The organism is Vibrio genomosp. F10 str. ZF-129 (genome assembly GCF_000287055.2).
In the GTDB taxonomy this organism is placed as follows: Bacteria; Pseudomonadota; Gammaproteobacteria; order Enterobacterales; family Vibrionaceae; genus Vibrio.
In genome coordinates this window covers 19,783-42,154 of record NZ_AJYQ02000107.1, presented here as the reverse complement: position 1 = coordinate 42,154, position 22,372 = coordinate 19,783, and the positions used below count along the sequence as shown (strand labels likewise).

22 protein-coding genes are annotated in these 22,372 nt (G+C 45.9%); 8 read left to right on the top strand and 14 right to left on the bottom strand.

What is annotated here, in order from left to right:
• Positions 1-69: 69 nt before the first annotated feature.
• Positions 70-2,415: a Tex family protein gene (locus A1QO_RS13055; protein WP_017039487.1), complete on the top strand. Its 2,346-nt coding sequence runs from the start codon at positions 70-72 to the stop codon at positions 2,413-2,415.
• 142 nt (positions 2,416-2,557) lie between these two features.
• Here A1QO_RS13055 and A1QO_RS13050 read toward each other — a convergent pair whose 3' ends face one another.
• Both A1QO_RS13050 and bioH read right to left on the bottom strand, forming a co-directional pair.
• Positions 2,558-3,028, bottom strand: a complete 471-nt coding sequence (locus A1QO_RS13050) for a hypothetical protein (protein WP_017036298.1) — start codon at positions 3,026-3,028, stop codon at positions 2,558-2,560.
• A gap of 132 nt (positions 3,029-3,160) precedes the next feature.
• Positions 3,161-3,928: a pimeloyl-ACP methyl ester esterase BioH gene (gene bioH / locus A1QO_RS13045; protein WP_017039486.1), complete on the bottom strand. Its 768-nt coding sequence runs from the start codon at positions 3,926-3,928 to the stop codon at positions 3,161-3,163.
• A gap of 63 nt (positions 3,929-3,991) precedes the next feature.
• Between bioH and A1QO_RS13040 the strand changes: the two genes are divergently transcribed.
• The 4 genes from A1QO_RS13040 (at position 3,992) to cysQ (ending at position 7,054) form a co-directional block, all read left to right on the top strand.
• A complete protein-coding gene (locus A1QO_RS13040; RefSeq protein ID WP_017039485.1) occupies positions 3,992-4,804 on the top strand; it encodes a ComF family protein in 813 nt (270 codons plus the stop codon).
• A 92-nt stretch (positions 4,805-4,896) separates the two neighbouring features.
• The gene (gene nfuA / locus A1QO_RS13035; RefSeq protein WP_017036295.1) at positions 4,897-5,484 is read left to right on the top strand and encodes a Fe-S biogenesis protein NfuA; all 588 of its coding nucleotides are present in this window, start codon (positions 4,897-4,899) and stop codon (positions 5,482-5,484) included.
• Positions 5,485-5,649: 165 nt separating this feature from the next.
• The gene (gene nudE / locus A1QO_RS13030; RefSeq protein WP_017036294.1) at positions 5,650-6,198 is read left to right on the top strand and encodes an ADP compounds hydrolase NudE; all 549 of its coding nucleotides are present in this window, start codon (positions 5,650-5,652) and stop codon (positions 6,196-6,198) included.
• A gap of 25 nt (positions 6,199-6,223) precedes the next feature.
• Positions 6,224-7,054, top strand: coding sequence for a 3'(2'),5'-bisphosphate nucleotidase CysQ (gene cysQ / locus A1QO_RS13025; protein ID WP_017036293.1), 831 nt, complete (start codon positions 6,224-6,226; stop codon positions 7,052-7,054).
• A 140-nt stretch (positions 7,055-7,194) separates the two neighbouring features.
• On the opposite strand, the gene A1QO_RS13020 is transcribed toward cysQ, so the two are convergent.
• The 12 genes from A1QO_RS13020 to gspC all read right to left on the bottom strand — a co-directional run bounded on the left by A1QO_RS13020 (position 7,195) and on the right by gspC (position 18,866).
• Positions 7,195-7,965, bottom strand: coding sequence for a type II secretion system protein N (locus A1QO_RS13020; protein ID WP_017036292.1), 771 nt, complete (start codon positions 7,963-7,965; stop codon positions 7,195-7,197).
• On the bottom strand, positions 7,965-8,462 hold the full coding sequence (locus A1QO_RS13015) for a type II secretion system protein M (protein WP_017039484.1): 498 nt from the start codon (positions 8,460-8,462) through the stop codon (positions 7,965-7,967). Before A1QO_RS13015 ends, A1QO_RS13020 begins: the two co-directional genes overlap by 1 nt.
• Positions 8,463-8,470: 8 nt before the next feature.
• Positions 8,471-9,679, bottom strand: coding sequence for a type II secretion system protein GspL (gene gspL / locus A1QO_RS13010; RefSeq protein WP_017037145.1), 1,209 nt, complete (start codon positions 9,677-9,679; stop codon positions 8,471-8,473).
• On the bottom strand, positions 9,648-10,667 hold the full coding sequence (gene gspK / locus A1QO_RS13005; RefSeq protein ID WP_017036289.1) for a type II secretion system minor pseudopilin GspK: 1,020 nt from the start codon (positions 10,665-10,667) through the stop codon (positions 9,648-9,650). The genes gspL and gspK overlap by 32 nt, the downstream gene beginning before the upstream one ends.
• Positions 10,651-11,496, bottom strand: coding sequence for a type II secretion system minor pseudopilin GspJ (gene gspJ / locus A1QO_RS13000; RefSeq protein WP_017039483.1), 846 nt, complete (start codon positions 11,494-11,496; stop codon positions 10,651-10,653). The genes gspK and gspJ overlap by 17 nt, the downstream gene beginning before the upstream one ends.
• A gap of 4 nt (positions 11,497-11,500) precedes the next feature.
• Positions 11,501-11,911, bottom strand: a complete 411-nt coding sequence (gspI, locus tag A1QO_RS12995) for a type II secretion system minor pseudopilin GspI (protein ID WP_026026844.1) — start codon at positions 11,909-11,911, stop codon at positions 11,501-11,503.
• 61 nt (positions 11,912-11,972) lie between these two features.
• Complete coding sequence (gspH, locus tag A1QO_RS12990; RefSeq protein ID WP_017040893.1) at positions 11,973-12,563, bottom strand: type II secretion system minor pseudopilin GspH; 591 nt, start codon at positions 12,561-12,563, stop codon at positions 11,973-11,975.
• 103 nt (positions 12,564-12,666) lie between these two features.
• Positions 12,667-13,110: a type II secretion system major pseudopilin GspG gene (gspG, locus tag A1QO_RS12985; RefSeq protein WP_017036285.1), complete on the bottom strand. Its 444-nt coding sequence runs from the start codon at positions 13,108-13,110 to the stop codon at positions 12,667-12,669.
• 36 nt (positions 13,111-13,146) lie between these two features.
• A complete protein-coding gene (gspF, locus tag A1QO_RS12980) occupies positions 13,147-14,367 on the bottom strand; it encodes a type II secretion system inner membrane protein GspF (RefSeq protein WP_017036284.1) in 1,221 nt (406 codons plus the stop codon).
• Positions 14,367-15,860 carry a type II secretion system ATPase GspE gene (gene gspE, locus A1QO_RS12975; RefSeq protein ID WP_017036283.1) on the bottom strand — a complete coding sequence of 498 codons (1,494 nt, stop codon included), beginning with the start codon at positions 15,858-15,860 and terminating at the stop codon, positions 14,367-14,369. The genes gspF and gspE overlap by 1 nt, the downstream gene beginning before the upstream one ends.
• Positions 15,860-17,890, bottom strand: coding sequence for a type II secretion system secretin GspD (gspD, locus tag A1QO_RS12970; RefSeq protein WP_017039482.1), 2,031 nt, complete (start codon positions 17,888-17,890; stop codon positions 15,860-15,862). The genes gspE and gspD overlap by 1 nt, the downstream gene beginning before the upstream one ends.
• A gap of 37 nt (positions 17,891-17,927) precedes the next feature.
• Positions 17,928-18,866: a type II secretion system protein GspC gene (gene gspC / locus A1QO_RS12965; protein WP_017036281.1), complete on the bottom strand. Its 939-nt coding sequence runs from the start codon at positions 18,864-18,866 to the stop codon at positions 17,928-17,930.
• Positions 18,867-19,107: 241 nt separating this feature from the next.
• Between gspC and hslR the strand changes: the two genes are divergently transcribed.
• The 3 genes from hslR (at position 19,108) to pckA (ending at position 22,363) form a co-directional block, all read left to right on the top strand.
• Complete coding sequence (gene hslR, locus A1QO_RS12960; RefSeq protein WP_017036280.1) at positions 19,108-19,509, top strand: ribosome-associated heat shock protein Hsp15; 402 nt, start codon at positions 19,108-19,110, stop codon at positions 19,507-19,509.
• 15 nt (positions 19,510-19,524) lie between these two features.
• On the top strand, positions 19,525-20,400 hold the full coding sequence (hslO, locus tag A1QO_RS12955) for an Hsp33 family molecular chaperone HslO (RefSeq protein ID WP_017037149.1): 876 nt from the start codon (positions 19,525-19,527) through the stop codon (positions 20,398-20,400).
• A gap of 334 nt (positions 20,401-20,734) precedes the next feature.
• The gene (gene pckA / locus A1QO_RS12950; RefSeq protein ID WP_017039481.1) at positions 20,735-22,363 is read left to right on the top strand and encodes a phosphoenolpyruvate carboxykinase (ATP); all 1,629 of its coding nucleotides are present in this window, start codon (positions 20,735-20,737) and stop codon (positions 22,361-22,363) included.
• Positions 22,364-22,372 lie beyond the last annotated feature (9 nt).

The following is a 22,372-nucleotide window of genomic DNA, read 5'->3' as shown; positions in this document are numbered from 1 at the left end:
GTGCTGAGACATGCGTATCAAGCCATGCATGTGCATTAATCAAAATTTAGACCAGAAGAGAACTCTCCGATGAGCCAAGCTATCTGCCATGCTATTGCCCGCGAATTGAACGTTCGCCCAGAACAAGTTATTGCCGCTGTAACCCTAATTGATGACGGGAATACGGTTCCTTTTATTGCGCGTTATCGAAAAGAGGTGACAGGGGGGCTAGATGATACTCAATTGCGAAATTTAGACAGCCGATTGTCCTATTTAAGAGAGCTCAACGATCGACGTGACACCATCCTAAAATCGATCAGTGACCAAGGGAAACTTTCCCCTGAATTAGAAAAAGAGATCAACCAAGCTGAGAGTAAAACCCGATTAGAAGATCTCTATTTGCCTTACAAACCCAAGCGTCGCACCAAAGGGCAAATTGCCATTGAAGCGGGATTGGAACCACTCGCCGATACCTTATGGACAACTCCGCAAACTGAACCAGAAACCGAAGCAGCCAAATACATCAAGCCCGATAATGGCATCAACGACACCAAAGCCGCACTGGATGGCGCTCGTGCTATTATCATGGAGCGCATTGCCGAAGACGCCAATCTACTCGAAAAAATTCGCCAAAACCTGACCCGTAATGCCGAACTGGTGTCACGGGTTGTTGAGGGTAAAGAGCAACAGGGTGAGAAGTTTAAAGACTATTTTGAACACAATGAGCGACTCAGTAAAGTGCCTTCCCACCGTGCTCTGGCTATGCTTCGTGGTCGTAATGAAGGGTTTTTATCTCTGGCTATGAATGCCGATCCTAATCAAGAAGAAGGTGTCCGACAGTCTTACTGTGAAAGCATCATTAGTGATCACTATGGCATCAGCCTGAGCAGTGCACCTGCCGATGCATGGCGTAAACAAGTTATTAGCTGGGCCTGGCGCATTAAAGTATCAATGCACATGGAAACCGAACTGATGGGTGCGCTAAAAGAACGCTCAGAAGTTGAAGCGATTGAAGTGTTTGCCACCAACTTAAAAGATTTATTAATGGCCGCACCCGCAGGGCCAAAAGCAACCTTAGGCTTAGATCCAGGCCTGCGTACCGGCTCGAAAATTGCGATTGTGGATGCCACAGGTAAGGTACTCGCCACTGACACCATCTACCCTCACCCACCACAAAAGCAATATGACCAATCCGCTCACACCGTCGAACAACTGGTTAAAAAGTACCATGTGGACTTGATTGCCATTGGCAACGGCACCGCTTCTCGTGAGACCGATACCTTCGTGGCCGATGTCATTAAACGCGGCAACTTGAAAGTGCAAAAAATCACGGTCAGTGAAGCGGGAGCCTCGGTTTATTCTGCCTCAGAGCTCGCTGCCAATGAATTCCCGAATATGGATGTGTCGCTCCGTGGCGCAGTTTCTATCGCACGTCGCTTACAGGATCCACTCGCCGAGCTGGTAAAAATCGATCCCAAATCGATTGGTGTGGGCCAATATCAACACGATGTCAGCCAATCGATGCTGGCGAAGCGCCTTGATGCAGTTGTCGAAGACTGTGTGAATGCGGTTGGGGTTGATGTGAATACGGCTTCGGCTGCGCTGCTGACTCGCGTTGCCGGGCTAAGTACGACCATTGCACAAAACATTGTTGACTATCGCGATACCAATGGTCGATTTGATGCGCGAACCACATTAAAAAAAGTGGCTCGTCTTGGGCCAAAAGCCTTTGAGCAGTGTGCCGGATTCTTGCGAATTATGGATGGTAAAAACCCCCTCGATGCCTCAGCGGTTCACCCAGAAGCCTACCCCGTGGTGAAAGCGATCTCAGATAAAAATAGCACCGCGATTAAAGCCTTGATTGGTAATAGTGACTTTTTAGGCCAGTTGCGAGCGGCAGATTACACCGGTGACAGCTTTGGTGTGCCGACCATTACTGACATTATCAAAGAGTTAGATAAACCGGGTCGAGACCCTCGCCCTGAGTTTAAAACCGCCAGCTTTGCAGACGGCGTAACAAAAGTCTCTGACCTAGAAATCGGCATGGTGCTTGAAGGTGTAGTTTCTAACGTGGCGAACTTTGGTGCGTTTGTCGATATTGGCGTGCATCAAGATGGTTTGGTGCACATCTCAGCGCTGACTGACCGCTTTATTTCCGACCCTAGAGACGTAGTAAAAGCCGGTGATATCGTTAAAGTCAAAGTGATGGAAGTGGATGAGCAGCGCAAACGCATCGCTCTGTCCATGCGTTTAAGTGACGAGCCGGGGCAAGATAACCGTCCCCAGAGAACATCTGGGCAAAAACAAAACGTTCACAGTAATAGTGTTCGAAAGAGTAATGACCGCAACGGCCAACGTTCTCACCAGGGGAATGATACATCGTCTGGCGCAATGGGAGGCGCATTTGCAGCAGCCTTCGCCAAAGCGAAAAAATAAAGTGACGGTTCTGAACTGACGGTGAGTCAATAACAGTAGTTCAATCAGAAAAAAGCGGACAGATAACAGCCGAAAGATAAAAAAATACCCACATTATTGTGGGTATTTTTATTCATAGCGATAAACACCTTAGTGCTGATGTTTACAACACCGCTATAACCTCAGATGGCACGTTTGGGGCCACGGCATGACCATAATGATATTTTATTACCGTTCGCCGTTTTTCCATTCGTCCCTCAGTTATCGCTGCATCAATAATGCGCTTAGGTAACCGAAACCGCATTGCATAGCCTTTGCCTTGCTTTTTGCTGTAAGTATCTAAAGCCAATAGCCTAAAAAGATGCTCTAACACACTTTTGGGCTCTTCGGTCTGCGGCTCAGCAATAGCGCCATCAGCGTCCATCTCGTAATCTGGATGCTCTGACGGATCCCATGAGGATCGCCTTCGCCGTTTGTCGTCAGCCTTTAACTTACGCTCTGCGTTTGACTTGACTAGCTCTGCGGTTGGTACAACAGGCTCACGAATTCTATTGTCTCTCGCTGCTTGTTCCGTTTGCACATTAACCGATGGGGCGATAAGCGGCACACTAACGTTAGTCGGTGACACAATCATAGCCGAAACCTCCTTGGCATCGCCCAACCCGATAATGCTGTTCGTATTGTTAGCTATATTGGGTTAATAAACTTATCGGCTAAACTGGTCAAAAATTTAGCAATTAATGTCAATTTTTTATCTAACCGACGATTATTTTCCGCCAAAAGCGACAATTTGATGACAGAAGGATTCCAGCTCGGTCATAAATGGGGCATGCGATGACTGACTAAAAATGTATTGTTCCGTATGCGGAGCGGTTGCCTGTACATCAGTGGCGACTTTGATCGGCACTAACCCGTCGAGGCGACCGTACATTCTCAGCATCGGCACCGAAACAGTCGCTAAATCTTGTCGAAAATCTTCATTCGCCAACATCTTCAAACCCGCCAGTAGCGATTCAGGATTCGGGGATGGCCGAGATAACACCGCTTTTTTGAGCTGCTTTACATCCAATCTTGCTGAAGGACTGCCCATCGCTTGCAGTGCCATAAAGCGCTCAATCGTGGTTTGAAAGTCATCCACTAATTGATCAGTGAAAGCATCAAGAACCTGAGGTTGAATTCCGCGCCAAGGTCTTTCTGCAGCAAACTTGGGCGAACTAGCGACGGTGATGAGCCTGGTGACGCGATCACTATGAGCCAGAGCCATATGCGTAGCGACTAAGCCCCCTAAAGACCAACCAAGCCAAATAGCGTGCTTCGGAGCCTGTGGCAGTAAACATAGTGCAATCTCTTCTAGGGTGGCGGCGTGCAAGTGCGCGCTGTGCCCATAACCCGGAAGATCCACGACGTGCACTCGATAGTGCTGGCTGAGTACCTGAACCGTTTGATCCCAAACGGCCCCATTCATCCCCCAACCGTGGACTAAGACCAAATCCTCACCGTTACCGCTCACTTGCCAGTGCAGAGCTTTATCCATGATCGCATTTTCTCCTACTAAAAACAGTCTCACCACCCGCTCGGTTACACTCATGATGAAGGCATGTTTTATCAAAATTTGGCACTTATGTTATCCGATTGGCTACAAAAAACCATGCGCATGCATCTCGGCTGTTATTGTGACCTTTGCCAACTGCCCATCCATACTCCATTGCCTCTAAAAACATCGGATAGAGAGCACGCCAAAAGAAAAGAGACAACGCGTCAAAGGATCGGAAGAAATGATATCGAGTGGGAAAGTATCTGGTGCGATAGCTGCAAGGAACACTTTGCGCCAACCACACGCTGTTCACGGTGTGGGCTTACGACGCTCACTCAAACCGACCAATGCGGCCAGTGCTTAGCGCATCCTCCTCTTTGGTCAAAGCTGTACTGCGTAGGTGACTACAAACTTCCCTTATCGAGTTATGTTCACCGCTTCAAATATCAGCAACAGTTTTGGCATGCCAAACCATTAGCTGCGCTATTAAGCGAACGTATTGATGCAACGCCAGACCTAATAGCGAGCGTTCCACTCCATTGGCAGCGGCAGTTAATGCGAGGGTTTAATCAAAGTGACCTGCTTGCCAAACAGCTAGGCAAACGACTCGATATAGAGATTGAACCGAACCTCTTTTCTCGAGTGAAAAGCACACCTCAGCAGAAAGGTCTCAATAAAAAACAGCGACAACAAAACCTGAGGAATGCTTTTCGTCTGAATGCCTCTCCACAACAGAAACACATTGCGATTTTTGACGATGTGGTCACGACAGGCAGTACAATCCATCATTTATGTCAATTATTGCTTGATGCTGGCGTCGAAACCATTGATATTTATTGTATCTGCCGCACTCCTGAAACAGATAACTCAATATAAAGCGATGAGATTTTGTTTTTAGGTCTAGAAATTAGATTTATCAGGAGTAGAATGGCGTTATAATAGCCTACAAAATTACTCAGGTATTCGTCGTGTCAAACACTATTACTATTACAGAAACAGCGCAAACTCACTTCGGTGGCTTACTTAGCCAACAACCTGAAGGGACTAACATTCGCGTATTTGTTGTTAACCCTGGTACTCAAAATGCAGAGTGTGGCGTCTCTTACTGCCCGCCAGAAGCGGTTGAAGCAACAGACACCGAACTTAAATTTGAACATTTCTCAGCTTATATTGACGAGCTTAGCCTGCCATTTTTAGAAGATGCAGAAGTGGATTTCGTTACCGATAAGATGGGTTCACAGTTAACACTCAAAGCACCAAACGCCAAAATGCGCAAGGTTGCTGATGACGCCTCATTGATTGAGCGTGTTGAATACGCGATTCAAACCCAGGTTAACCCTCAGCTTGCTGGGCATGGTGGTCACGTAAGTTTGGTTGAAATTACCGAAGACGGCGCTGCTATTGTTGCCTTTGGCGGCGGTTGTAATGGTTGTTCTATGGTTGATGTCACGCTAAAAGAAGGCATCGAAAAAGAGCTTCTTCAGCAATTTGAAGGCGAACTAACGGCCGTGCGTGATGCCACAGAGCATGACCGTGGTGAGCACTCTTACTACTAAGCCTTAAATACGCTCAGTAAGCCGATGTCACGACGTCGGCTTTTTCTTATTTTCAATAATTTGATCGACCTCTAACGGATAGATTTTGAACTTGGAGAGTCATTTTATATAGTAACGTCAACCCAGCACGTATGCGCTTTATACCTAACAAACGGAATAAGCATTATGACAAAATTGAGCCCACCTACCATTCTCTCTATTCGTTCTATTGCTCAATCTAAGCTATTCACCATCGAGTCTCTTGACTTGCGCTTTAGCAATGGTGTTTTGCGCACCTATGAGCGAATGAAGCCCAGTGGTCGTCATGCCGTCATGATGGTGCCCGTGACCGAACAAGGTGACTTACTGTTAGTACGCGAATACGCAGCGGGGACAGAGCGATATGAGCTTGGCTTTCCAAAAGGGCTGATTGACCTGGGTGAGTCGGCAACTGACGCCGCGAACCGAGAGTTAAAAGAAGAAATCGGCTTTGGTGCAAACACGCTAACTCCGCTGAAACAGGTCGTCCTGGCTCCTTCTTATTTTTCTAGTCAAATGACCCTATTTATTGCACAGGATCTATACTCAGAGAAACTAGAAGGTGATGAGCCAGAGCCGTTAGAAGTGGTGCGCTGGCCATTAGCTCAAGCTGAAGAGCTGGTCACTCACTTAGATTTTTGTGAAGCCCGCAGTATCACAGCCCTATTACTTGCTCTAAAGCATTTAGAAAAATAACAATAACAAAGTCTTAGGAATTATTATGTCTACTGATAAAGACTTATCTCACCTGATACCTTCCGTGGTTGAAGTGGCTCGTTCTGCTGGGCAACTTATCCTCGACATCTATGAAACAAAACAATATGAAGCCTATGTTAAAAGTGATGAAACGCCAGTCACAAGCGCGGATATTGCCGCACATAAGCTCATCGTCAATCAACTATCGGCGCTTACGCCTGATATCCCTGTTCTCTCTGAAGAAGCCGCCGACATTAGCTTAGAGAAGCGCGAGAAGTGGAGCCGCTATTGGTTAGTAGACCCACTCGACGGCACGCAAGAGTTCATTGCTCGCAGTGGAGACTTCGCAACCATCATCGCCTTGATCGACAATAATCAACCGATCATGGGAGTGGTTTACGCGCCAGTTTCTGGTGTGACGTATTACGCTTATAAAGGTAAAGGGGCTTGGAAGATTCCCGATCTGTGTGAAAAAGTTGAAATTGAAAGCCATAAACACGAACAAGGCCAAAAGCAATCCATCGGCATGGCGATCAGTCGACGTCAGAACATCAACAGCATTACCGCTCGCCTGAGCAGCGCATGGAACTACGACCTTGTGCCACTCGGCTCAGCCGCGCTAAAAGCTTGTTTGGTCGCGGAAGGTGCCGTGGATTGTTATTTAAGAATCGGTCCAACGGGCGAATGGGATACAGCGGCCACTCAATGTATCGTCGAAGAAGCGGGCGGGCGCATTTTAAGCACCCAGTTAGCCCCTCTCTCATACAACCAAAGAGAAACGCTTGAAAACCCGAATTTCTTGGTGCTTGGGGATGAATCCCTGCCTTGGGATGAAATTTTGAAAGTGAAAGACTGAGCATCATAAAAAAGCGAGCCTAGTTAAGCTCGCTTTTTTCATTTCCTGTTTTCTGTTTCGTTCGACGATTAATCGCTATAACTGAACGCTATAAGTAAACGCTATAAATAAACGCTATAAATAAACGCTATAAATAAACGCTATAAACGGCCATTGAAATCCAATGAATAATGCCCTTTGCTGTCTGGGTTACCCAGCCATTGCAACTGGCTCGATAAACTCGTCGGAAAATTAGCTTCTGGTTTAAACCAACCCTTAGCGCTGTATGTCAGCTGACCACGGGTTGCTGCGTCTAATTGCCCTTCAAACTCCGCGCTGACTTGCTCACTTTCCTGCTTCGCATTAATCGAGACGACGTTATCTTGGCAATCAATGTTCGCCACAACAGGGCCGAGCGCCAGTGCAGCTAACGGTGTTGTGGCGTTATTACCACTCCAAACCACGGTTCCTGTTCCGCTCTGACAATACGGCATCGCATGCTCAAGTTCGATAATGGAAACCTCGAGTTGGCCTTCAAGATCCACTGGCAGTGGCAAAGACAGCTGATCAATAGCGAACTGAGCCGGAACAGAAGCAATCACATCTTTGGCATAGGCGCCAGAAAAGCCATAACCAACGACGCCTCGCCCTCTCAGTCCTATCTCGCTTCCTTGCCCAAAACGAGTGGTCACTTGAACTTTACCCATCAGCAGTTGGGCGGCATTGACTGTCCAGTTGATTTGGCCCAGAGAAGTCCCCTGCCAACTGACACGCTCCGCGCTGCCTTTCCATACTGAGCCTTGCGTCCCCTGCACCACCAAACCTTGTGGCAAAGACACCGCTTGCAAAACGTATTGAGCTGGCATATGGACAATCAGGCTCACGATAAGCGTGGCAATCAAAAGCAACGAAATCAGAATGATACGCTTCATTATTCACCTCGCTTAAACTGCAAACGCTTGACATCGACCATACCATCCTGATCGGTGCGTGCTACATCGAAATGTTCAACATCAACACCTTGTTGCTCTTTCAGGTAGGTAATCCAACCTATTAACTGATTAAACTCTATAGGCTGTACCCAAACTTGAAACATGTCATCTCTCGGCTGGATACGAATAAGTTCCACTTTAAACCGACTCGCCGAAGAAGAAATCACCTGATTAAGGGGCTCGGATGTCGTCACTAACCCACTTTGTGCTCGTAATTGAGTAATTTCATCCGCTTTATTTTTCACCCAGTTAAGCAGTTGCTGTTCACTGTTAATCTTATTTTGCGCTTGTAAGCTTCGTTGCTGTATTGGCTCAAGAATCCCCCAGTACCCAATCCCGACGACTAACAATCCCATACAGATCATCATTAGACGTTGTTCTCGAACACTGATGCCTTGCCACCAAAGCCTAAAAGACGTGACCAGTTTACTCATCATCAATCTCACTATCTCTTCAACACAAAGCTACCGTTAACCGACTCACCCGAGCGGCTTAACTGACCTTGTTCTACTTCAAAATGCTCAGCAAACTTAATTCTCACTTGTTCAAAGCTTTGAAAATCTTTACTTTTTGCTTGAATTCTAACTTCATCTCGATTGCCATCGTAACGAATACTCAGCAGCGTCATTGAATTATTGGCTTTCAATGAATCTGGAATTTGATTCAGCCAATCCAGTATTGGAGAGCCGCCACCACCACCGGATAAACGAGTCGCTTCATCGTTCATCTGCCGTTTTAAATAGCTCACCGTCGGGATACGGGTTTTTCCGGGTAACGCCTCACGGAATATACGTTCGCTTTCGGCCCGATAAGCTTCGGCTTTGGCTTCATCCTGAGAAATTTGCAAACCGTACTGACCCACAAATACCGCGCCAATAACCGCAGCAGCGACGGCAGTTTTTTTCCATATAGACCAGTACTTTAACAAGGATGAATTAGGCTTAAATTCCCCGGTCAATAACGTGACTTTCGAGCCAAGTGCGCCTTCGGTAAGCAGCTGCATAATCAGTGGCGCATCGACACTTTGCCACGATTGCTCACTATCCAACTCTAGTGTCGGCAAAGGACTGTAAGAGGTTAACGGTAAGTACTCTTGCCCCTCTTTTACCCAGTCAGATGTCGTTAAGGTTTCAAGCCAAGGTGAAGGTAAACTCAACCCTAAACTGTCGCCTTTTCGCACTAACCAATGTTGACCAATATTCGCCGCAGTAAGCTCACCAGATTTCGGTAATGCGAGTACATCTGGCAGCACTTTACTGATGTTTATCCCTGCGTCTTGAAGCTCGTCCAAACACGCTTTTAACCAACGTTTATCGACGGCAGCAATACAGGCTTTCTTCGCTTGCTTGCTTAATACGGTAAAATGAAGCTCATCAACATCTTGGGCAATCTCATCTTCCAATAAGTAAGGAAGCATGGATTCCAATTGACGCGATGATCCTGCTGGCGTATCTACTTCTGCTAGAACGATATCATCGCTCGATAGCAACACGATTCCTTGTCTTTGCTCTGCATATCCAGATAGTTCACCCAGCTCTTCCCATCCATTGAGTTCACCGCTGGCAATGATCTCACTTTGTGTTGTTGACCATACTAGCCACTGAATCTGTGCGTTTTTATCACTACTCAGTCGAACTGTCAGAAACTCGCTCACTGAACCCTCCAAAGCGACGGCGAATGACCGTTGCTGTTTCTCGATTATCACTAAATAATAGACTTCGAATGCGTACTCGAGAGTCATTCACTAATACTTCTGCATCCGATTCAAAATAGGCACTATCCACACTCAGATAGGCTTGAGCTTCCTTGCGAACACTTTCTTCAATTACGCTAACGCTGCTTTCTGCTATAAAATCCTCAACCGATGCCCAGCCATCAAAGGGCCTAGACTCAATTAATGAAATCGCATCTTGTTGACTCAAGTGAGGCTGAAACATCGCCACCAATAACGCCGATTGATCAGCATTGATGGTGTTGACATTCAGACGCCAATCATCACTTGGCAAGGCACAAATATAGGGCGCTATTTTTTGCATCACATCCCCAGAAACCTGCTGAATTGCTCTCAGTTCACTGGGATCTGCAATAAAACCGTTAGCCGCCATATACGCGGGTGACAGTGATTCATAATAGCTGTCACCCACACCCTGTGATGACTGTACCGAGGACTCTTGATTGATAAATTCCCATGTAGAATCCGCAATCACTTCCGCTTGGTAATTGTCCACATCCACTTCTTCCAGCAAGGTTTGCCAAAACCGGATTAAATACGGTTTTTCTAGTTGAGAAGACGACTGTGTTACCCGAGAAAAAACATTGAGATTAAAACACGCTTGTTTATCCACCATTCGGCCACTCAATGTCCCGAAATCTAACGGGTAGGTTTGTTCTTCTAATGCCCAAGGCTGAGACAAATTGATCGTATCGCTGTCTTGGAAACTCTGTTCTATCACTGTTTTTGCTAAACTTTCTACGCCAATGCTATACCAATAGGCTTGCTGGTAACTGACTTGGTTGCTTCCCCGTTTATATTGTGTGAATAAACGGCTCGACATGGTGGCAGCGAGCGACACCATCACAGCAAGCAACATGAGAACGATGATCAGCGCAACACCTCGCTGTTTATTATTCGCTTGGTTCATCGCTGCCCTCCTCATCGCTAGAGGCGTCATCATCAGAAGAGTCGTTCTTAAAGGAGTCTCGATCTTCTTGGTCGTCTTCACTGAGCACTATCTCTCCACTCGCGACAAGGTAAACGCGCTCTATTTTTGCGTAATCAGTCAGCTCCAACTCTAGGGCCACGGCTTCTGGCAGTGTTTGAGCCGCTTCCCACTTATCGCTCCAAGTGCCTTTTGAGTAGAATCGCATAGAGAACGATTCGACATCCGTCAGAATAGGGGTAATGATGGGTTGCTGACCTGCTGGTGTATCAGGGTAACGCCACCATACTCGCTCTAATGTTGTCTCTTTGATTCGATAGCCAACTTTAAGAGTTTCGCCGCGTGGAAACTGTTGTTGTGGGTTATGCCAACCGAGTCGAGTAAATAGCACACCTTTGCCGTCTGATTCTAAAAGATAGTCTTTCCATTGCAGTAGTTGAACTTCACTCAACTCACCACCCGCTTCGCCATTGGTACGAAATTGTCGCGTGGCCATTTGTCTAAAATCACTGTCCATGGCCACAAGGCTGCGTTGCAGCTCTTTCAGGCGATCACCACGTTCTAGAGATATCGCATTGCTCATGCGGACCTGATCCACCACTTGGTAAGCACTCACGCTTAACGCGGCAAAAATAGCCATGGCAATCAGTACCTCTAATAAGGTAAACCCTTGTTGAGCCTTGCGGGCTATCTGTGTACTACGAGACACATTCTGTTTACTGCAAGACACATTGCTACGAAACCTATTCCTGCGTGACATTTTGTTAAGTGACATAGCTTTACTGAGAAACATAGCTTTACTGAGAAACATAGCTTTACTGAGAAACATAGCTTCGTACCGTTATAATCGCATCACCCTGCTTTGACAAAGAGGCGCTCACATCAAACGCTTTTAGTAAATCCCCAGCCGTCTCGACGGGGGTGACGCTCCAATACCAGGTTTGCCCTGCCATTTCTTCCGTCCCTTGCTTGGCTTTTAACCCTGATGCATCAAGCATCACCATCGCCATTTGATTATCCACGACCATCGCAGCAAACGTTTTTTCTTCCAAATGCGCAATCGTATTCATGTGCTGACCCACAGAACGAATCACTGAAATAGCCGCTGTGGCAAAAATAGCCAATGCTATTAACACTTCGAGTAACGTCATACCGCGTACCGAATGCGACCCAGTATGAGCCCCAAAAGAACGGCGAGATCTTGTCGGCCGTTGCCGAACTGTCATGCTATTTCTCACTATGTTATGACTAACAATATTCTTGCTCACATGACTCTTACTCATCGTGCTACTGTTCATCCTGCTCTCCCGGAGACATTAATAGGATTTGGCCATTCGCTTTAATGACCACTTGCCAACCATCCTGTTTAGCGTCTTTATTTTGAGGGTATAGAGCAATGGATACCGGAGTCACTTCCCCACTTGAAAATAGAAATATCTGGGGTGGAAGTGGTTTGTTATCCGCTTCTAGATCAGCAAACATTTCTTCATCAAACAATGACCCGGGTTGAAAGAGACGATCTTTGTCATTCCAAGCATCGCCCCCTAACGTCATTTCAATCGACACTCCTTCTTCCGTGAGTTCAGTCTCTTCCGGGATAGTATCGAGCGTAACCGGCTTCCATTGCCCATTTTCAATGCCCATCCAAATATAGCGAGAGCGCGTCTCATCGACACGAAGGCCAAAATCTTTGCCACTCAGTATCGCCTCATCATTGATTAATTGAAGGCGTTGAAATAAGGCTTGAGCCTGCTGCTTCGCATTATCTTGGCTATTGTCAGGTAAGGCTGAAAGTGTTGTCACCACACCCATAGAGATCACCACTAGAACCAATAATATCTCTAGCAAGGTAAAACCTTGTTGTTTGTATTTCATCATGCGGTGGCAACTCTTTTCGCGGTGTACAGTATGGGTGGTTGTTTGGGGAGCGAAGAGATAGCGACCGTTTTTCGCGGAGCTATCTCATTAAGCTCATTAGGCTTTATTGGAAATCTTGGATGTTCCAGTTACCAATATCAGCGTTGACGCCTTCACCACCTTCTTGCCCATCAGCTCCCAGTGTGAAAATATCCATCACGCCATGTTCACCCGGATTTAGGTATTGGTACTCATTGCCCCAAGGATCAACCGGCAATCGAGTCACATAGCCATTTTCTGGGTAATTACGCGGCTCAGGGTTGCTAGGTTTCGTCACCAGGGCCTCTAGCCCTTGATCGGTGGTTGGAAAAGAGTGGTGATTCAGTCGATATTTCATCAGTTCACTTTCCAGTGACGCGATATCAATCACCGCTTTTTTCTGATCCGCTTGGTCTTTACTTCCGATAAGGTTCGGAACAACAAAGCTGGCAAGTAAGCCTAAAATCACGACCACAACCATGACTTCTAAAAGAGTAAAGCCTGACTGTTTGTTCATTTTATGTTTCATTTTTTCTCCAAAATCAATTGACGCAAAAGAGAGTTGTTAGCTCATCAGATTATTCATTTCTAAAATTGGCATTAAGGTTGCCATCACGATAAACAACACTAAACCCGCCATTAAAGCGATAAGCATTGGGGTAAAAATGCCAAGAGCAATATTTACGGTTGATTCAAACTGAGTATCTTGGTTATCAGCGGCGCGAGTCAGCATGCTTTCAAGCTCACCACTTTGTTCACCACTGGCAATCATATGCAGCATCATCGGTGGAAAAAGCTTGGTTTGGTCAAGGGCCTTTCTTAAGCTGGTTCCTTCTCGAACATTCTCTGACGCCGCGATGACTTGCTGCTTTATATACTGATTCGACATCACATCCACAGCCACTTTCATCCCGTCTAAAATAGGAATGGCGCTCGATGTACAAATCGAGAGAGTACGAGCGAATCGCGCCGTATTCAGCCCTTTAATGATCTTGCCGACCAAGGGCACTGACAACAGGGTTTTATCCCAAGACAATCGAATATTGGGCTTAGTCAGCAACCACTTAACCAAAACTACAATGCTAATGACAGCAATGAGTAGCACGATCCCCCACTGCTGAACAAAGTCACTGGACGCTAGCAATATCCGAGTCGACTGAGGTAACTCTTGCGCCATTTGTACAAACTGATCGATGATTTTAGGCACCACCGCAGCCAACAAAAACGCGACAATACTGACTGCAAAGACCACCAACACGATCGGATAAATCATCGCTTGCAGTAGTTTAGATCGCATCTTCTCGCGATTTTCAGCATAGTCAGCTAAACGCTCTAGCACTGAATCTAGATGACCGGATTTTTCCCCTGCCGCCACCATGGAGCGAAATAGATCGTCAAATACGTGAGAGTAATCCGACAGGCTATCAGACAGCGTGTAACCTTCGGTCACCTTAGCGCGTATTGCAGCAAGCATGTTACGAATACGCGGCTTTTCTGATTGCTCTGAAACGGCTTTTAAACACTCTTCAAGCGGCATACCTGACTGCACAAGGGTAGATAGCTGTCGAGTAATCAAGGCCAGATCCGGCGTACTTAAACCTCGCTTGAAGCTTAAGCCACCTTGATCAGACTGAGCGTTACTTTTCGCACGCGTCTCTGTGACTTCAATCGGCACAAGACCTTGTTCTTTTAAACGAGAGCGTACCTGACGAGCACTGTCTCCATCGATAACGCCTTTTTTTTGTCGGCCTTTATCATTGAGCGCTTTATATTCAAATGAAGCCATTAGGTTTCCTTAGTGACTCGCATAACTTCTTCAATAGAGGTGACACCTTGACGAACTTTCAATAATCCATCACTTCGAATGCTTGGTGTTTGTTGGCGCACCGACTTCTCGATGGCTTGTTCACCCGCTTCACTATGGATAAGCGCCTGAACATCTTCATCCACGATTAAGAGTTCATGAATACCCGTACGACCTCGATAACCTTTGTAATTACAGGCTTCACAACCGCACGGTTTATACAGAGTCAATTCGTCATCTGGAACCACATCAAACAGAGCTTTTTGCTCAGGTGATGCTTGATAAGGCTGTTTACATCCACTGCACAGGGTACGAACCAATCGCTGCGCTAATACACCAAGTAGCGAAGATGAAATTAGAAACGGTTCTATTCCCATATCGCGAAGACGGGTGATCGCACCGACAGCCGTATTGGTGTGCAAGGTCGACATCACCAGGTGACCGGTTAATGAGGCTTGAACACCGATTTGGGCGGTTTCTAAATCACGAATTTCACCAACCATAACCACATCGGGATCTTGACGCAAAATAGCGCGAAGCCCTCGAGCAAAGGTCATATCCACCTTCGGGTTAACCTGCGTTTGACCGATACCATCGATATCAAATTCAATCGGGTCTTCCACTGTTAAGATGTTTCTTTCGTTACTGTTTAGCTCTTGCAAGCCCGCATACAAGGTGGTCGACTTACCCGAACCTGTCGGCCCTGTGACCAGAATAATGCCATGTGGGCGCTCGATTAACTTGCTGAAACTATCGTGGTTAGGTTTGGTCATTCCCAAACTGTGCAAATCCAATCGGGTTGCATTTTTATCCAACAGACGCATAACCACACGTTCACCATGAGATGACGGCATGGTCGAGACACGAACATCAACCGCTCGGCCACCAATGCGCAGTGAAATACGACCATCTTGAGGAACGCGTTTTTCCGCAATATCGAGCTTAGCCATGACTTTCACACGCGACACAAGCAAAGGTGCCAGCTTACGACTTGGGGCTAGAACGTCACGCAGCACCCCATCCACTCGGAAACGAATAGACAGCGATTTCTCAAACGTTTCAATGTGGATATCAGAAGCGCCTTCTTTGATGGCTTCCCCCAACATCGCATTAATCAATTTGATGATCGGCGCATCATCTTCCGTTTCAAGCAGATCTTCATCCTGTGGTAACTCTTCCGCTAAAGAAAAGAAATCATCGTTGTCTGCGCCGATGTCTTCCATTAACTGACGAGCTTCCGAAGAATCTCGCTGATACACTTCAGTAAGCTTTCGATCAAACTCTTCAACGCTCTGTTCAACAGGCGTGAACATCACTTTAGCAACACGCTTTACTTCGACGAGTGCTTCAATGGCAAGTGGGGCGACATAGAATAACGTGCAGCCTTGGTCATCTTGCTCGAGCACCAGTTTGAATCGATTGGCGAAACTAAAGGGCAAGCGAGAAATAACGCTCTTGTCTAGTTGCTCACTCATTACTCAGTATCCATTTGATCAAAAAATGCTTGAATTTCTGCTGGATGACTGATGTCTTTACCATAGGCTGGCAACACAGGTATGCTGCTGTCATCCATAAGCTTTAAGCCTTGATCTGCCTTGTACAGCTGCTCCGCACGGATAAAGTTGTACTTGCGCTGCGTAATACCATCTGCCGTCATACCATCACGAATAATGGTCGGTTTAATGAATACCATTAGGTTCTTTTTCTCAACCTGAGTGCTGGTAGACTTAAATAGATAACCTAAGAACGGAATATCACCCAATATTGGAACTTTAGACTCACTTTCTAGTGCTCGCTCATCAATCAAACCGCCTAACACGATCATCTGGCCATCTTCAACCATGACGCTGGTATTGAGCTGACGCTTGGCAAAACGCACATCAACAGCGCCTTGAGCACCCAACACGTTGGACACTTCTTGCTCAATATCAAGCTGTACCGAATTACCTTCATTGATTTGTGGCACCACTTTAAGCTTGATACCCACTTCTTTACGTTCAACAGTCTGGAAAGGATTTTCGTTATTAGAACCAGAGGTTGACCCCGTCAGTACAGGGACTTCTTCACCAACAATAAACGAGGCTTCACCATTATCCATCACCGTGATACTTGGTGAGGAGAGAATGTTTGAGTTGGAATCGGTCGACACTGCACTGATCAACGCAGTCCAGTCTCCCATTGCAATACTCACCGCCGCACCATTGACACCCGCTAACGCGCCAGCCAATGCAGTGTAATCACCTTCTTCCGTTGTTTCGCGTGATTCCCACTTATTCTCACTAGAGTTCCAGTAGCTTTCTGTCTTGGTTGAATCTTTGGCTTGTTCACGCCCAATCATGACATTACCAATTGAAGCACCCGTATTGCCATATTGAACAACAGCACCAGTCTCTAAGTTTCCCCATTGAACACCAAAGTTCATACCATCGCCTTCCGCCATTTCGACGATCAATGCTTCAATCAACACTTGAGCACGGCGAATATCGAGTTGCGACACAACGTCTTGAACTGCTTTCATAATATCGGGCGGAGCAGTGACCACTAGCGCGTTAGTTCCAGTATGCGCAGAAATCATGACTTCATTACGATTGCTACTAGAACCCGAAGCACCTTGTCTTGCTGCTTGTTTTTCAGCTTGAAGATTATCTGACACGCCTTTGAGTACATCGACCAGTTCATCCGCTTTCGCGTATTTCAGATAAATAACCCGGTTATTACCTTTAGAAGCCATCTCGACATCAAGCTGTTTGATGAGCTTTTTCAATCTCGCACGTACCTTAGGGTCACCCGAAATTAAGATAGTGTTAGTGCGGTCATCCGCAACCAATTTAGGCTGCATGAGTGCGGGGGTATTTTTAGCATCGGTGCTTTTGTTTAGCGCTTCAACTACACGAACCATTTCAGCTGCTGAGGCGTTATTAAGTTCAATAACTTCAATGTCTTTATTACCCGCCTGATCGACGCGTTTAATGATTTCAGCAAGGCGATTAACCACGGCTGCTCGGCCCGTGATCAGAATAATATTGGCCGGATCATAGTGCACCACATTACCTGCTCCGGCGTTATCATTGAGCTGACGAATAAGTGGTGATAACTCTCGGACCGACACATTTTTCACCGCCACAACACGTGTTATTACGCTGTCGCCTTGTTCACTGTCGTCACTTACAACGGGAATCGCTGAATGTTTAGCATCTTTCGATTTGATGATTTTGAGTACACCGTTGTCCATTTCAACGGCAGCAAAACCATACACCTCTAGAACGTTTAGAAAAAAGCTGTAATATTGCTCAGAGGTCAGCATGTCATAACTGCGCACATCAACTTTGCCACGAACCGATGGATCAACAATGATGGTTTTTTCTAAGTTTCGACCAACAATATTAATAAACTCTTGAATATCAGTGCCTTTAAAGCTGGCACTGAAATCGTTCGCTGTGGCCATTGGGGCTGCTAATAAACTTCCGACTAATAACCAAGCACTCTTATTTAACCAATGCTTCACTTTTTACTCCTCACGCTGGTGCACAATTGCATCAACATTAAAATTCAATATTAATATCATGGGTTTGACCATCTCTCTCAACCGTTAAGTTCAATTCACTTAACTCAGAAATAGCGCTGAATACTTTACTCATTGATACAGGATCCGTCAGGTCATGCCCATTGAGCTGCGTTGCGATATCACCACTTTCGAGGCCAACTGAACGAAATAGTTCCGGCTCTTTTCCTGGTGTGACTCGATAACCGATTACGTTGCCATCGCGTTTCACTTGCGACATGCGAACATACTGGAATATTTTCTGTGGGTCCTCTGAGATTTGCGCGCGAACCGTCTCCAAATTCGACTCATTATCACTCTTAACTGGGTTGTTACCCTGACGATTGACACTAGGTCTCACCGCGGCTGTGTTTTGAGCTGTATTTTGAGAAAGCTTGCTGTAATCAATCCCAGCTAACATCAAGGTTTCATCTCGACCCGAATTATCAATAATAACGCGATCATTAAACACGGCTTTTAGTTGAACACGCGTTCCTTCGATTTGCTCATTCAAACCATAAGTAGCCTGCCTTCCACGATTAGCAATGACGGCCAGACTCTTGCCATTATCGCTACTGGCAACCACCCCAACCAACGTCAGATTCAGGCGCGTTTTAGGGGCATCCTGAACCACTGGTTTTTCAATCGGCTTACTTTCTTGTTTATATTCACCAAATAAATGGCTACCGGTTAAGGAAGAGGTATCAATTGTCGATTGAGCCTTATTTTGCTTGCTGATCGGCTGCGCCACCCAAGGAGTCACAGAGTCCACCGGACTTTGTACCAGCCAAAATACCTTTCCGAGCATCCAAGCAGATAAAACCAGCAATAGCACGCAGAGCAAAAGACTGGCACGCTGCTGAATCACGACCGAATGCGCTGTCAACTTTTGCAGCCAAACATTTGAAGCAATGTTGTTAGAAAAAAAGTTCTGCTTCACTCCAAAAACCCTTTATAAATATCAATTAAAAATCGCGGATAGCCCATTGCGATTAGCATTATCGATCATACAGTTATGACCGTTAAATATAACATAGCGTAATGATGCTATCGTAAATTCACCCGAATATTTGGTGCTTACCTTGAAAAAATGGCTTCACAACACCATTGTTTATCCACATTTAGTGACTGTTGCCAACACCCAGTGACTGCGCGAAACGCTATTAGAGGTATTTTTCACTATGGGCTCTAGCTCTTCAGACTCCAAATCTACATCAATCAGACTCGATAAGTGGCTTTGGGCTGCCCGCTTTTATAAAACTCGTTCCATCGCACGTAACATGGTTGACGGTGGAAAGGTGCAATATAATGGTCAGCGCAGCAAACCGAGTAAACTTGTAGAAATTGGTGCACTTATTACACTAAAGCAAGGGCATGAAGAAAAAACAGTCACTATCGAGAAGCTTTCAGATCAACGGCGTGGGGCACCAGAAGCGCAAACACTCTATATAGAGACAACGGAAAGCATCAAAAAGCGTGCAGATAATGCTGAACAACGTCGATTGCACGCACACAACCCAAGCCCTGAACGGCGACCTGATAAGAAGCAGCGTCGAAATATTATTAAATTTAAAAATCAATAATCTGGAGCTCCCTAGATGGCAAGCAATGTATTAAACCGCTACCTTTTTAAAGATCTTTCTGTACGCGGTGAGTTGGTACAAGTGGATGAAGCATACCAACAAATAATTTCTAGTAAGGAATACCCTGCCGCAGTGCAAAAACTGCTGGGTGAGCTACTCGTGTCCACAACCCTTCTCACCGCAACACTTAAATTTGAAGGTTCGATTACCATGCAACTTCAAGGTGACGGCCCGGTATCACTGGTTGTTATCAATGGCGATCACGAGCAAAAAATACGTGGCGTTGCGCGTTATGACGGTGACATCAATGAACAAGCAGGCCTGCATGACCTAATCGGTAAAGGCCATTTAGTGATCACGATCGAACCTAAGCAGGGTGAGCGCTATCAGGGTGTTGTAGGGCTAGAAGGCGACAACTTAGCGGAAGTACTTGAAGGTTACTTCGAGCGCTCTGAACAACTCAAGACTCGACTATGGATTCGTACTGGCGAATACAATGGTAAGCCTTGCGCAGCGGGCATGCTGATTCAAGTGATGCCTGATGGTACCGGTACTGAGAATGATTTCGAACACCTTGAGCAATTGACTAACACGGTTAAAAATGAAGAACTGTTTTCATTGGAAGCGAATGATCTTCTGTATCGCTTGTATAATCAGGAACAAGTTCAGCTCTTTGCACCACAACCGGTGACCTTCCACTGTGGTTGTTCTCGTGAACGCAGTGGTGCGGCGATTATGACTGTTGGTCAAGAAGAAGTTGCTGATATTATCGCCACTGAAGGTTCTGTCTCTCTTCATTGTGACTATTGCGGCACCCATTATTCATTCGATGAAGAACAGGTCAAAGAACTGTTTATTGAGGCCAATTTAAACTCCGGTACGCTGCATTAATTTGCTTAAAACAACAAGCACGTAAAATCCGTTACTAAGCCAGCTCTCCGCTGGCTTTTTTTGTGATCAAACCCAGGTAAAACAAGGGCTTCCGTTCCAAAAAAACGCACTTAATTTCTTAGTATTAATAATTCTTTTGCTCTAGCGCAAAGGTTTGCTTACAGGATATTATAAGTACAGCCATTATGTGATGACACACATAAAACCACATTAGATATATGGTCATTATTTGAGCCATATCCCTGTTTTCTGGTAATTCCGTTGATAGCATGATGAGCAAACAAAAAATAATAATATTACAAATCCCTACAAAATATCCTTACAAGGAGCACCTATGACTGTTATGGAACATACAAAGGCTGCACAAATCGATCTAACTAAGCACGGAATTACTGGCGCAACTGAGATTCTTCGTAATCCTAGTTACGAACAATTATTCGAAGAAGAAACCCGTTCAAGTTTAGAAGGCTACGAAAAAGGCGTAGTGACTGAACTCGGTGCTGTTGCTGTTGATACTGGGATCTTTACTGGTCGCTCGCCAAAAGACAAATACATTGTAAAAGATGCCACAACAGAAGAGCACATGTGGTGGACATCTGACGCGGTTAAAAATGACAACAAAGCCATCGACCAAACGGTATGGAATGACCTGAAAACGCTGGTAACCAACCAGTTGTCCGGTAAACGTTTGTTTGTGATAGATGGCTACTGTGGTGCGAACCCTGATACTCGCCTCAGTATTCGAATTATTACAGAAGTGGCATGGCAAGCGCATTTCGTTAAGAACATGTTCATCCGCCCAACCGAAGAAGAACTCGCGACATTTGAACCTGATTTTGTGGTCATGAATGGCGCGAAATGCACCAACCAGAAGTGGGAAGAGCATGGTCTGAACTCTGAAAACTTCACCGTCTTTAACCTTACCGAACGCATGCAGTTGATTGGTGGTACTTGGTACGGTGGCGAGATGAAGAAAGGGATGTTCGCAATGATGAACTACTTCCTTCCTCTTAAAGACATCGCATCAATGCACTGCAGTGCAAATATGGGTGAAGATGGCGATGTCGCGGTATTCTTTGGCTTGTCTGGTACCGGTAAAACCACGCTATCAACGGACCCGAAACGTGCACTGATTGGTGATGATGAGCACGGTTGGGATGATGACGGCGTGTTTAACTTCGAAGGTGGCTGCTACGCGAAAACCATCAAACTATCGAAAGAAGCTGAGCCAGATATCTACAACGCTATCCGCCGCGATGCATTGCTAGAAAATGTCACGGTTCGAAATGACGGTTCTATTGATTTTGATGACAACTCAAAAACAGAGAATACGCGAGTTTCATACCCTATCCATCACATTGATAACATTGTTAAACCGGTCTCAAAAGGCGGTCACGCAAACAAAGTAATTTTCCTATCTGCGGATGCGTTTGGTGTTCTTCCTCCAGTGTCTAAATTGACACCTGAGCAAACCAAATATCACTTCCTATCCGGCTTTACAGCGAAGCTTGCAGGTACAGAGCGCGGCATTACGGAACCAACACCAACGTTCTCTGCTTGTTTTGGTGCGGCATTCTTAACGCTGCACCCAACCAAGTATGCGGAAGTGCTGGTTAAGCGTATGGAAGCCGCTGGTGCAGAAGCTTACCTTGTGAATACCGGTTGGAATGGCACAGGAAAACGTATCTCAATTCAAGATACGCGCGGTATCATTGATGCAATCCTTGATGGTTCTATTGAGAAAGCAGAAACAACGTCGATTCCGGTGTTCAATCTTGAAGTACCAACATCACTACCAGGTGTTGACCCTGCGATTCTAGATCCTCGTGATACCTATGTGGATCCACTGCAATGGGAAAGCAAGGCGCATGATCTTGCACAACGCTTTATTAATAACTTTGATAAGTACACAGACAATACCGAAGGTAAAGCTCTGGTTGCTGCTGGCCCACAGCTCGACTAAAAGTAAAAA